The following is a 12,510-nucleotide window of genomic DNA, read 5'->3' on the forward strand; positions in this document are numbered from 1 at the left end:
GGCGCGTTACCGAACAGCCGTCCTGCGGTCACGGCGCGCCGTCGGCCCACCCGCCCTCCCGGCCCAGCGCGCCGGCGACGAGAAAGCGCCCGACCTGTTCGCAGCGCAAGTGCCAGCCGCCTGCTGTTCGGTCCAGCCGCCAGCCCCCGCCCCGCGGCTCGGGCCGCAGGCGCAGGCGGGAGAAGTCGTGCGCCAGGCCGACGCCGAGTGCCTTCGTGTAGGCCTCCTTCAGCGTCCACAGGCGGACCAGTCTCGGGTTCCGCTCGGCCGGCGGCAGCCCGCTCAGTTCCGCCAGTTCCTCCGGATGACAGAACTTCTCGGCGAGTCCGGGTGCCAGCAAAGAGCGGTCCGACGCCTCCACGTCCACTCCGATCCGGCGACCGCGGGCCACCCCGACCACCAGCATCCCGGCCGTGTGACTGATGCCCACGTCCAGTCCGGCGGGCCGGTGCAGGACCGGCCGCCCGCGGCCGTCGCGGCCCACGGCCACCCGGCCCGGCTCGGTGCCGGCCACGGCCGCCACCACGTGCCGCAGCAGCAGCCGGGAGCCCAACAGCCGTGCTCGTACGAGTGGTTCGCGTGCGGTGCGGTAGCGCGGCCAGTCCGGGCCGAGCACCTCACGCGCTGCCGAGACCGTCTCCCCTCCCCCTTCTCCCCACTCGTCCAGGCGGCCGTGGCAGACCGCGTAACCGTGCCGCACCACGGCCTCACGGACCGCGCGCCGGCCCGCCGCGGGCCCGGGCCCCACAGGCAGGGACCTTCCGGGGACCGACTCCCCCTCGGTTCGGGCGTCCGGATCCACCATCGGTCTCCTTCACGTCTTCGCCAGGCACTGCGTGCCAGCACCGAATGTGCCGCTCCGTGTACCCACCGTTGTATCCGCTCGGGCGACGGCCGTCCGGGGAACCTCGAACCCGTGACGTGCGCACCAATTTTCGCTTTACGTCTCCTTTTCACGGCACCCCAAGGCTGAGGTCACCGGGTGGCACTCGGTGCCTCCCGAAAGGTTCCATGCCGCACCGGTCACCGACCGCGGAAAGGACAGCCTGTGCCGCACCAGCCTGACCCCCGAACGTTGACGGACGCCGTACGAACCGGCGTGGACCGCCATCCCGACCGTGCCGCCTTCGTGTACCTGCACGAGGACGGCCTGGGGATGCGGCCCGAGGAGCTCAGTTACGCCGAACTGGACCGGCGGGCCCGCGTCGTGGCCGCCCGGCTGCGCCACGCGACCAAGGGCGACCCTTCTCGCCCGGTCCTGCTGCTCTACCCACCGACGCTGGACTTCGTCACCGCCTTCCTGGGCTGCTTCTACGCCGGGCGTACGGCCATTCCGGCCCCGCTGCCCGACGAACCCGGCGAACGACTGGCCCGGGTCAGCAGCATCCTGCAGGACGCCAAGGTGGGCGCCGTACTGACCCTCCCCGCATACCGGCAGGCGATCGGCGCCTGGCTGGCCGCCTCCGGGGAGCAGGACGTGATGTGCCTGTCGACCGGCGCGGACGAGGACGGCGAGGCCGACGGGGCCGACGCCGACCTGTGGACCCCGCCCCGGGTGCGCGACACCGACGTGGCCTTCCTCCAGTACAGCTCCGGCTCCACCAGCGAACCCAAGGGCGTGATGATCACGCACGCCAACCTCGCCGCCAACCAGAAGGCCATCCGCTCCGCCATGAAGACGCCACAGGGTGTCGTGGCGGGCAGCTGGCTGCCGCTCTACCACGACATGGGGCTCATCGGCATGACGCTGCACCCGCTATGGGTGGGCGGCACCAGTGTGCAGATGTCACCGATCTCGTTCGTCAAACAGCCGGCCCGCTGGCTGCGCATGATCCACGACTACCGGGTGGAGGGCACCGCCTCGCCCAACTTCGGCTACGAGCTGTGCGTCCGGCGGGTCTCCGAGGAGCAGTCGGCCGGCCTGGACCTGTCCAGCCTGCGGGTGGCGCTCAACGGGGCCGAGCCGGTGCGCGCCGACACCCTGCGCGCCTTCGTCCGGCGCTTCGCCGGCAACGGACTGCGCCCCGAGGCCCTGCTGCCCTGCTACGGCCTGGCCGAGAACACCCTGCTGGTCTCCGGCAACAACCCCGACGCGCCGCCCGTGGAACTCACCGTCGACGCCCAGTCCCTGGAACAGGACGAGCTGCGGCCCGCCCGCACCGACCACCCGAGCCGCACCCTGGTCGGCTGCGGCCGCCCGAAGGACACCGAGGTCCTGATCGTGGACCCGATGACCCTGCGGGTACTGCCCGACGGGCAGGTCGGCGAGATCTGGCTGCGCGGACCGTCGGTGGCCGTCGGCTACTGGAACCGGCGCGAACTCACCGCCCGCACCTTCCAGGCGGCGACGGCGGACGGCCGGGCCGGATACTTCCGCACCGGCGACCTCGGGGCCCTGCTCGACGAAGAGCTCTATGTCACCGGGCGGATCAAGGAGATGCTCATCCAGCACGGCCGCAACCTCTACCCGCAGGACATCGAGCAGGCCGTCCAGGAGTCGGGGGACGCGTTCCGGCGCGGCGGCGGCGCGGTGTTCGGCGTCACCGACGAGGCGTCCGACCGCACCCACGTCGTCGTGGTGCAGGAGCTCAGGCCCCAGGCGACCGGTGACGAGGAGACCCTCGCTCCCCTTGCCGCCTCCGTGCAGGCGCTGCTCAGCCGCCAGTTCCAGCTGCCCGCGGTGAACGTGGTACTCGTCCGGCCCGGGGTGATCCGCAAGACCACCAGCGGCAAGACGCAGCGCACGCTCATGCGGCGGCTCTTCCTCGACGGCGGCCTGCCCGTGCTGCACCAGCGCCTGGAACCCGCGGTCGCCGCCCTGCTGCCCGCCACGGACGCGGCGCCCCGGCCCACCGCCGCTGTCGCGCCCCGCCACTGACAACTGCCGTCCGAGTCCGAGTCCGAGTTCGAGTTCGAGTTCGAGTTCGAGTTCCGAGAGAGAAGTAGGCCATGAGCATCGCCCCCACCACGCACACCGCCCCGGCCCGCCGGCCCGTGGAGCGTTCCGTGCCGCACGGGAACGCTCCCGACCTCGACCTGTGGCTGACCGAACGGGTGGCCTTCCACCTGCACCGGGCGCCCGACGAGGTCGACCCCGACACCCCGCTCGCCGACTACGGCATCGACTCGGTCGCGGCCATCAGCATCTGCGGCGAGATCGAGGAGCGCTACCGGCTCCCGGTCGCTCCCACCATCGCGTACGACTTCCCGACCGTCCACGCGATCACCGGTCACCTCGCCGAACGCCTGGCCGACAAGGCGAAGCACGATGAGGCCCCCTCATGACCGAGCGTGAACCCATCGCGGTCGTCGGCCTCGACTGCCGCTTCCCCGGCGCCCGCGACGCCCAGGAGTACTGGTCGCTCCTCATGGACGGACGCGACGGCACGGACCGCGTGCCCGAACAGCGCTGGGACGCCGACCGCTACCACGCCGTTTCACCGCACAACGCCCAGGAGGCCCGGCCGCCGGGCCGCAGCAACACGGTGCGCGGCGGCTTCATCGCCGACCCCGACGCCTTCGACCCCGGCTTCTTCGGGATCGCGCCGCGCGAGGCCGCCGCCATGGACCCGCAGCAACGGCTGCTGCTGCAGTGCGCGTGGCGGGCCGTCGAGGACGCCGCGCTCGCCCCGCAGGACCTGGCCGGCACCGACACCGGCGTGTTCGTGGGTGTGATGGCCAACGAGTGGGCGTTCCTGCAACTCGCCGACTACGACCGGATCACCGCCCGCCACGGCTTGGGCAACGGCTACTTCATGGGCGCCAACCGCGTCTCGTACCACCTCGACCTCAAGGGCCCCAGCCTCGCGGTGGACACGGCCTGCTCCTCCTCGCTCGTCGCCGTCCACCTCGCGGTGAACGCGCTGCGCGCCGGAGAGTGCGACCACGCCCTCGCGGCCGGCACGAACCTGATCATGACGCCGGTCATCAACATCTTCTACAACCAGGCCGGCCTGTCGGCGCCGGACGGCCGCTGCAAACCGTTCAGCGCCTCGGCCGACGGGATCGGCCGGGCCGAGGGCGTGGCGGTGCTGGTGCTGCGCAGGCTGAGCGACGCCCTGGCGGACCGTCAGCCGGTGTACGCCGTGCTGAAGGAGACCGGGATCAACCAGGACGGGCGCAGCAACGGCATCACGGCGCCCAACCGCTGGGCGCAGCAGCAGCTGATCGAGTCCGTGTGGGGGCGGGCCGGCGTCACCGCCGACGACGTCCGCTTCGTGGAGGCACACGGCACCGGGACCCTGCTCGGCGACTTCATCGAGGCCCAGGCGCTCGGTGAGCTGACCAGTGGCCGCAGCGGCGGCAGCGTCGCGCTGGGCTCGGTCAAGAGCAACTTCGGGCACGCGGAGGGCGCGGCCGGGATCGCCGGGCTCATCAAGGCCGTTCTCGCGCTGCACCACCGCACGGTGCCGCCGAGCCGGTTCGCGGACGACGAGAACCCGAGGCTGGACCTGTCCGGGCGGCGGCTGTCCCTGCTGAGGTCGCCGCTCAAGCTGCCGTCCGGGACCGTGCACGCCGCGGTGAGCAGTTTCGGCATGGGCGGCAGCAACGCGCACGCGGTACTGGCCTCCGCGCCCCGCGCGGTCCACCGCGGCAGGTCCGCGGCGCCGGGCGTGTTCACGGTCTCCGCCCGCACCCCGCAGCGGCTGCGGGCGAACCTGCTGGCGCAGGCCGATGCCCTGGCCCGCCGTCCCGGGAACCAGCTGGCGCAAGCGTGCTGGACCAGCAACCGCGTCAAGTCCCGGCTGCCGCACCGGGCGTCCGTGGCCGCGGGCGATCTGCCCACGCTGGTCGCCGGGTTGCGCAAGGCCGCGGAGCACGCCGAGGAGACCGCGCGGGAGGACGGCGGGCGGCGTGGCGTGCCGTCGGTGGCGTTCGCCTTCACGGGGCAGGGCGCCCAGCACCCTCGTATGACCGCGTCCTGGTACCGGTCGTGCCCGGCCTACGCGCGCCACCTCGACGAGATCGACCAGCTGATCGCCCGGCACACCGGAGTGTCCGTGCGCGACCTGGTACTGGACGGCGACGCGGAGGTCCAGCGTGCGCGGCTGGCGCAGCCGGCGCTGTTCGCCGTCGGGTACGCGATGGCCGCCACCCTGATCGAGGCCGGGATCAGGCCGTCGTACGTGATCGGGCACAGCATCGGCGAGTTCGCCGCCGCGTGTGCGGCCGGGGCGCTGGACGTGGCGGACGCGGCGCGGCTGGTCGCCCGGCGCGGGGCGCTGATGGAGAAGCTCCCCGAGGACGGCGGGATGCTCGCGGTGGGCCTGGCCGTGGCGGAGGTGGAGCCGCTGCTGGTGGGGCGGGAACGCCTCGGTGTGGCCGCGGTCAACGGCCCGCGCAGCACGGTGATCTCCGGGGACTTGGGCGAACTGACGGCAGTGGAAGCGGAGTTGGCCGAGCGCAAGGCGCCCGTGCGGCGGCTCACCGTCTCCCATGCCTTCCACTCGCCGCTGATGCGGCCCGTGGTCGAGGAGTTCCGCCGGGAGTGCGTGGACGTGTCCGACCGGCGGCCGGCCCTTCCGGTGTTCTCGACGGTCCACGGCCGTGAGCTGAGCGGCGAGGAGACCATGGACGCCGACTACTGGGCGCGGCAGATCACCGACCCGGTCCGGTTCGCCGAGGCCGCGGACGCGCTCCTCGCCGCGGGTGTCACCCATGTGGTGGAGATCGGTCCGCGCGCGGTGCTCACCCCGCTGCTGTCGCGGCTGCGGGCGGACGGGGACCATGCCGTGAGCCTGCACAGCGCGCACCCGGGCGAGCACGCCCCGGGACACCGCCCCCAGGAGTTGTTCGGGGAGCTGTGGTGCGCCGGTCTCACCCCGGACTGGGACCTGCTGTACGCCGATGCGGACCGGGTGCCCCGTCGGCTGCCGCCGTACCTGTTCGACGAGTCGTTCCGGTCCTGGCGCTCGGGCGCCGCCCCGAGGCTTGTGGAACCGTCCGCGTTGTCCGTCCCCCCTGGCGCGGACACCACGGCGGTACCGAGTGGCGCGGACCGCGGGGAATCGTCCCCGTCGGCAGCGGCGGGGGACCTGCCCGACTCCCTCGCCGCCCTGACCCGGCGTCTGGTGTGCCGGGTCGGCGGGCACGACCCGGCACAGGTGCACGACCACGACCGGCTCCACGAAGACCTGGGCTTCGACTCGATCCGGGTCATGGAGCTGAAGACCCGGATCGAGGACGCTCTGCCGCAGCTCGGACCGCTCCCGATCGAGGACCTGCTCGCCAGCCTGCGCACCGTGTCCGACCTCGTCGGCTACCTGCGCGGCCAACTCGACGACAGCTCCGCCACCCCCGTACCCGTGACTCCGGAAGGAACACGCTGATGGCGCCTCCCACCGCGTACCTGGCCTCGGTCGGCACCTGCCTGCCCGGCGACCCGGTGGACAACGCGACGCTGGCCAAGCTCGTCGGCGTCGACGAGACCTGGGCCGAGATGTTCATCGGCAACACCAGCCGGTACTTCGCCGTCGACCTGGCGACCGGCCAGGTCCGGCACAGCCTGGCCGACATCGCGACGACCGCCGCCGACCGGGCGCTGGCGGAGGCCGGCCTGGAGCCTGGCGACGTTGACGGCATCGTCATGGGCACCGCCACCCCGGACCATCTGATGCCCGCCACGGTGAACCTGGTCGCGGACCGGCTCGGCATCGACAACGTGCCCACGTACCAGCTCCAGTCCGGCTGCGCCGGTGCCGTACAGGCCCTGGACGTGGCCCGCACCCTGCTGCTGGCCGGGCGCTGCGCCACCGTGCTGGTGATCGGCGGCGACGTGTGCGCCAAGCATCTGGAGACGGACTTCGACCCGGGCAGCCGTACCTCCGCCGAACTCGTCAACTACGTGCTGTTCGGCGACGGGGCCGGCGCGGCCGTGCTCAGCACCGAGGCCATGGGCGAGGGCATCGAGATCCGGCAGGTGCTCAACCGGCTGGTGGGCCTGGGCCGGGCACCCGGCCAGGTCATCGACTGGTTCGGGCTCGGCGACCGGCACAGCGACCGCACGGCGGTCTTCGAGGACTACAAGGCGATCGAGGAGGCGGTGCCGGTCATGGCCGGGCAGATGTTCTGGGAGCTCCTGGACGACCTCGGCTGGGGCGCCGGCGCGGTGGACTTCCTGCTGCCCCCGCAGCTCTCCGGCCGGATGAGCGACCGCATCTCCGCGGGCATGCCCGCCCCGGACGCCCGCCGCGTCAACGTGGTGCGCACCGTCGGCAACAACGGCAACGCCCTGCCGTTCCTCCAGCTCGCCGAGCTGCTGCGGCAGTGGGACGGTCCCGGGCGCGCGATCGCGGTCGCCATCGAGTCCAGCAAGTGGATCAAGTCCGGTATCGCGCTGGAGCGGTCATGACCGACACCGAGAACCCCACCCTCGGCGCGTCCGGCGCCTGGCACGACCCGCAGGCTCTCGGCGCCCTGCGCGCCCTGCGCCGGGCGGGCACGCTCGCCGCCGAGTACGCGCGGGTACCGGCCCTGCTGGCGCGCATGCCCGCGGCCGACCTGCCGGCCGCCGGCCAGCTGCTGGCCCGGCTCGACCCCAAGGAGGTGTGCCGCCACGCCGACGTGCCGGTGGTCACCGTCGGCGTCACCGGCCACTCCACGGTGGCCCCGGTGGTCGCCCCCCTGACCGCAGAACTGGCCCGCCAGGGACTGCTGTTGGAGGCGAAGGTCGCGCCGTACGGCTCGTATCTGCAGGATCTGATGCGGCCCGCGGCGGCCGGCGACGACCAGCCCCAGCTCACGCTCTGCCTGCTCGACGCGCACATGGTGTTCGACGACGTCACCGTGCCCTGGCGGGTCGAGGACGTCGAGGCCGCGGCACGGGCCCGGCTCTCGCTCGTCGCCGGTGCCGTGCGCACCCACCAGGAGGCCCGGCGGGGCCTGCTCGTCCTCAACACCGTGCCGCTGCACCGCCGTCACACCCACCAGCTGGTCGACCTGCGTTCCCGCGCCCGGCTCGGCGCCGTGTGGCGGGACTTCAACCACGGGCTGCTGTCCCTCGCCGAGCAGTACCCCTCAGTGGTCACCGTGGACCTCGATCCGCTGCTGGCCGAAGGAGTTCCCGCGTGGGATCCCCGCACCGCGCAGTACGCCCGGGCCCGGCTGTCCGACGCGCTGCTGGCCGCCTACGCCCGGGAAGCCGCCCACGTCGTCCGCGCCCGCCTGGGACGCACCCGCAAGTGCCTGGTGCTGGATCTGGACGGGACGCTGTGGGGCGGGGTCCTCGGCGAGGACGGAGCCGGCGGCGTCGAACTCGGTGCCGGTCTCAGAGGCGATGCCTTCCAGGAGTTCCAGCGGGTGATCGGGCAACTCGGCGCGCAGGGCGTGCTGCTGGCGGTCAGCAGCAAGAACGACACGGACACGGTGCGCGAGACGCTGCGCACCCATCCGGCCATGATGCTGCGCGAGGACGACTTCGTCCGCGTCAACGCCAACTGGAAGGCCAAGCACGACAATCTCCGCGACATCGCCGAGCGGCTCGGGCTCGGCCTGGACAGCTTCGTCTTCGTCGACGACAGCCTCTTCGAGTGCGGGCTGGTCGCCGAGCAGTTGCCCGAGGTCGCCGTGGTGAGGGTGGACGAGGAGCCCGCCCTGCACCCCTCGGCGCTGCTCGCCGACGGCTGGTTCGACCTGTTCGAGCTCACCGAGGCCGACCTGGAGCGGGCCGGCCGCTACCGCACCGAGGCCCTGCGGCAGGAGTTCCGCGAGGACGTCGGCTCGTACCAGGACTATCTCGAAGGACTCGGACTCGAGGTCGTCCTGCGCCCGCCCGAGGAGTCGGAGCTCGCCCGGGTCTCCCAGCTGACGCTGCGCACCAACCAGTTCCACCTGGCCACCGAACGCCTGCAGGTCCCCCAGGTGGCGGAGCGGATGGAGCGTCCCGGAGAGTACGTGCTGGCGGTGCGGGCGCGCGACCGGTTCGGCGACCACGGCCTGGTCGGCGCCCTGTTCCTGCGGCGCGACAAAGAGGTGCTGCGCATCGACAACCTCGTCCTCAGCTGCCGGGTGTTCTCCCGGGGCATCGAGAGCGCCTGCGTCGCGGCGGTGCTGGAGTTCGCCCGGGACATCGGCGCGAGCGCCGTGACCGGCCGCTTCGTGCCCTCGCCCCGCAACTCCGCCTTCGCCTCGTTCTACGCCGAGCACGGCTTCGCCATCACCGGCACCGGCACCGACCATCCCGACGCCGTCGCCTTCCGGCACGACCTCGGCGACATCGCCCCCGCCCCCGCCCATCTGCGGCTGCAGGCCGCGTTCGGGCCGTTCGACGGAGACCTCACATGACCACCGCCCTCGCCGACGCCGAAGAGTTCCGCACCCTCCTGGAGGAGGAACTCGGCCTGCCCATCCGGGCCGAGGACCTCGACCGGCCCCTGGACGACTTCCCCGACTGGGACTCGGTGCTCCTGCTGCGGCTGGTGACCGTAGTGGAGAACCTCGTCGGCCGGCCCATCCCGGTGGTCGACCTGCTGGAGACCCGGACGTTCCGGCAGATGTACGACGTGGTGGTGGGCCGGTGACCACGCCCCAGGCCGATCCCGCATCCGTATCCGCCGAACCCGAGGCCTGCCTGCACTTCCACGCCCTGTTCCTCGACACCCGGCTGGACATCGTCCTCTCCCCCGGCCTCGGCAGGCGGATGCGGGCCGGGCTCGCCCGCCTCGTCACCGGCGGTGGGGACGGGCCGAAGGCCGACGGCGCATCCGTTGTCCCGGAAGAGGCCGCCGTCTTCGAAGAGAAGGGAACGGCCCGATGATCCCCATGACCGAGTTGCGGAGGTTCGCCCTCCCCCACGCGTACGCCCAGGGCATCCCCGGGGATGTCGTCCACCGGGTGCTGCGGAACGTCACTGAGGACGCCGAGGGCGAAGACCCCGGCGGCTGGACCCGCGAGTGGTCGTCGCTCGCCAAGGCGGCCGAGGCGCGCGGCCGCGATCTGGACGCGGTCCGCTACTACACGATGGCCCGCTTCCCGTACGTCGACGGGCCCGCCCGGCAGGCGGCACAGACCGGCGGTGTGGAGGCCTTCGACCGCTGGCGCAAACGAGTCCGCGGCATCTCCCGGCTCGATCTGCCCTTCGACGGGGCGGGCTTCGCCTGCTGGGCCGCCGGGCTGTCCCAGCGCAGCAGGCTCCCGCTCATCCTCGTCCTGGGCGGCGTCACCAGTACGAAGGAGCAGTGGGCCCCGGTGCTCGCCGGAGCCGACCGGCTCGGCGCGGCCGTCGTGGTCACGGAACTGCCCGGCGTCGGCGAGAACACCCTCACCTACGGAACGGACAGCACGCGCATGCTCATCCATCTCGTCGACCTGCTCGGCCGCGCCGCCGACGCCTCCCGCACCTGTGTCGTGGGCCTGAGCTTCGGCGGGCACCTCGCCCTGCGGCACGCGCTGGAGGACGACCGCATCCGCGGACTGGCCACCGCCGGGGCCCCGGTGCGCGACGTCTTCCTCCGCGCCGCCAACCACACGCCGCTGCCCCGCCTGCTGACGCTGGCCCTGTCGCATGTGATGCGGACGCCGGTGGACCGGCTCCCGGCCGCCCTCGCCGACTGGGGCATGGACGAGGCGGAGCTCGCCCGGCTGCGTACCCCGGTGGCATACGCCGCGAGCCGTGACGACGAGGTCGCGCCGCCGTCCGACGTCCGGTTGCTGGAGCGGACCGTGCCGCACCTGCGCCTGGTGGAGAACGACGCCCTCGGCACCCGGCCCGAGCAGGCGGCCGAGACCCGGCTGTGGCTGCTGTCGCAGGCGCTGCGCATGGCCGGCACGGCGAACGGCGTACGCCGGGCCGCCTCGGCCCGGGTACGGGTCCTGCGCGCCCGCCGCCGCCTCGCCGGTACGTCGGCCGGAGCCCCTGCATGACCACCACGGCCGCGGTGTCCTGCCTCGGCCGGGCGCCCCGCGAGGACGCCCGGCTCAGGCTGTTCTGCTTCCATCACGCGGGCGGCGGCGCCTCGTTCTACAACGCGTGGCCCGGGCGCCTGCCGTCGGATGTCGACGTGCTGCCGGTGCAGTTGCCGGGCCGCGAGGCACGCTACCGCGAGCCCCGCTTCCAGGACGCGGGCGAGGCCGTCCAGGCTCTCGGACGCGAGCTCGGGCCCCGGCTCGACGAGGGGCCCTGGGCCGCCTACGGCCACAGCATGGGCGCGATGGTGGCCTTCGCGCTGACGGCGGCCCGGCTGCGGGAGGGCGGCCGCCCTCCCGAGGCCTTGTTCCTCGGGGCGTACGCGGCGCCGCACGTGTCGTCGACGCTGCCGTCGGCCGACCGGTACGACGACCGTGAACTGGCGCGTCTGCTGGTGGACTTCGGCGGTCTGAGTCCGCAGTTCCTCGGACGGGACGACTGGCTGCGGGTGTTGCTGCCCATCCTCCGCGACGACCTGCGCATCTGCGCGACCCACCGGCGCGCCGGGCTGCCGGACCCGGACGACGAGGGGGCCCGGCTGCCGCTCCAGGTCGAGGCCTTCGCGGGCGTCGACGACCCGCTCGTCGCCCCGGACGCGATGCGGGCCTGGGGGCGGTACGCGCACAGCTTCCGCATGACGACCGTCCCCGGCGGTCACTTCTTTCCACGCCAGGAGCCCGACCCGTTCTTCGACCGGCTCAGCTCTTCGCTGGCCCGGCTTCTCGCGGAACGGGGCGCACCACCTTCGGCACCCGGCTGATGCGGCGTTGGATCTCGTCGGCGTTCTTCTCGTAGCGCGGGCGCTGCTCCTGGACTCCCGGCATGACCCACAGCGGCCGTGACGAGGCGTCGGCGAAGCGGAGTCCCCGGGTGTGGGGCCGCAGTCCGGTCAGGGTGAGCGCGAAGGGTTCCAGGTAGTCGATGTCGTCGTCCGAGGTGAGCCGGAACGGCCGGTCGTGGCCCGGGTAGATGACGTCGGACACGGTCAGGACCCGCTCGATGCTGCGGGCGGCCTGATCGGCGTCCCAGAAGACCAGGGGGTTGCGTTTGGTGCGGGCGACGTACGCGAAGTGCAGGGCGTCGCCGGTGATGGTGGCCCGTCCCGGCTCGGTCTGCACGATCACGCCGATGCTGCCGGGCGAGTGGCCGGGAAGTGCGATGACGTCCACTCCCGGGATGATCTCCTCCCCGTCCGTGACCTCGCGGACGGGGAGTTGTTCGAGGAGCAGCCCCGTCCAGGCGGGCGTGGCCCAGTCGTTGGCGTGCGGGGTGTGCGCGTACCGGCGCTCGTCGGGGTGGAGGACCAGGGTGGCCTGTGGGAACAGGTCGATGTTCTGGACGTGGTCCCAGTGGGCGTGGGTGAGGACGACGGTGTCGATGTCCTCGGCGTCGAGGCCGTGTACGGCGAGCGCGTTCCACAGGAAGGGGCGGCGGCCGACGTGGGCGGCGTCGACCAGGATGTTCCGGTCCCGTCCGGCGGCGTCCGGGCCGCGTACCAGGAACACCCCGCAGAAGGCGGGATAGCCCTGGTCGGTGTCGATGGCGAAGCCGGGCAGGAGGATGTCGATCGTCGGCATGGAACTCCCTTGGTCCGTGGGCGGGTTGCC

At 72.9% G+C, this 12,510-nt stretch carries 11 protein-coding genes; 9 read left to right on the forward strand and 2 right to left on the reverse strand.

The window, feature by feature from the left end; genetic code table 11:
* Positions 1-28: 28 nt before the first annotated feature.
* A complete protein-coding gene (locus AC5P09_RS29965) occupies positions 29-748 on the reverse strand; it encodes a 4'-phosphopantetheinyl transferase family protein (protein WP_493876871.1) in 720 nt (239 codons plus the stop codon).
* Between the two features lie 300 nt (positions 749-1,048).
* Between AC5P09_RS29965 and AC5P09_RS29970 the strand changes: the two genes are divergently transcribed.
* The 9 genes from AC5P09_RS29970 to AC5P09_RS30010 all read left to right on the forward strand — a co-directional run bounded on the left by AC5P09_RS29970 (position 1,049) and on the right by AC5P09_RS30010 (position 11,663).
* Positions 1,049-2,878 (forward strand): fatty acyl-AMP ligase, encoded by a 1,830-nt coding sequence (locus tag AC5P09_RS29970; RefSeq protein ID WP_493876872.1) that lies wholly within the window; start codon positions 1,049-1,051, stop codon positions 2,876-2,878.
* Positions 2,879-2,949: 71 nt separating this feature from the next.
* Entirely contained in the window at positions 2,950-3,285 is a 336-nt protein-coding gene (locus AC5P09_RS29975) for an acyl carrier protein (protein WP_307679291.1), read from the forward strand.
* Positions 3,282-6,329 carry a type I polyketide synthase gene (locus AC5P09_RS29980; protein ID WP_493876873.1) on the forward strand — a complete coding sequence of 1,016 codons (3,048 nt, stop codon included), beginning with the start codon at positions 3,282-3,284 and terminating at the stop codon, positions 6,327-6,329. The genes AC5P09_RS29975 and AC5P09_RS29980 overlap by 4 nt, the downstream gene beginning before the upstream one ends.
* A complete protein-coding gene (locus tag AC5P09_RS29985) occupies positions 6,329-7,351 on the forward strand; it encodes a 3-oxoacyl-ACP synthase III family protein (RefSeq protein WP_266451672.1) in 1,023 nt (340 codons plus the stop codon). The genes AC5P09_RS29980 and AC5P09_RS29985 overlap by 1 nt, the downstream gene beginning before the upstream one ends.
* The gene (locus AC5P09_RS29990) at positions 7,348-9,282 is read left to right on the forward strand and encodes an HAD-IIIC family phosphatase (RefSeq protein ID WP_493876874.1); all 1,935 of its coding nucleotides are present in this window, start codon (positions 7,348-7,350) and stop codon (positions 9,280-9,282) included. Before AC5P09_RS29985 ends, AC5P09_RS29990 begins: the two co-directional genes overlap by 4 nt.
* Positions 9,279-9,518, forward strand: a complete 240-nt coding sequence (locus tag AC5P09_RS29995; RefSeq protein ID WP_493876875.1) for a phosphopantetheine-binding protein — start codon at positions 9,279-9,281, stop codon at positions 9,516-9,518. The genes AC5P09_RS29990 and AC5P09_RS29995 overlap by 4 nt, the downstream gene beginning before the upstream one ends.
* Complete coding sequence (locus tag AC5P09_RS30000; RefSeq protein WP_493876876.1) at positions 9,515-9,754, forward strand: hypothetical protein; 240 nt, start codon at positions 9,515-9,517, stop codon at positions 9,752-9,754. Before AC5P09_RS29995 ends, AC5P09_RS30000 begins: the two co-directional genes overlap by 4 nt.
* Positions 9,751-10,860 carry an alpha/beta fold hydrolase gene (locus AC5P09_RS30005; protein ID WP_493876877.1) on the forward strand — a complete coding sequence of 370 codons (1,110 nt, stop codon included), beginning with the start codon at positions 9,751-9,753 and terminating at the stop codon, positions 10,858-10,860. The genes AC5P09_RS30000 and AC5P09_RS30005 overlap by 4 nt, the downstream gene beginning before the upstream one ends.
* On the forward strand, positions 10,857-11,663 hold the full coding sequence (locus tag AC5P09_RS30010) for a thioesterase II family protein (RefSeq protein ID WP_493876878.1): 807 nt from the start codon (positions 10,857-10,859) through the stop codon (positions 11,661-11,663). The genes AC5P09_RS30005 and AC5P09_RS30010 overlap by 4 nt, the downstream gene beginning before the upstream one ends.
* Here AC5P09_RS30010 and AC5P09_RS30015 read toward each other — a convergent pair.
* Entirely contained in the window at positions 11,602-12,480 is an 879-nt protein-coding gene (locus tag AC5P09_RS30015) for an MBL fold metallo-hydrolase (RefSeq protein WP_493876879.1), read from the reverse strand. The two genes, AC5P09_RS30010 and AC5P09_RS30015, sit on opposite strands and share 62 nt — an antisense overlap.
* Positions 12,481-12,510 lie beyond the last annotated feature (30 nt).

It is taken from the genome of Streptomyces sp. a15 (genome assembly GCF_059026085.1).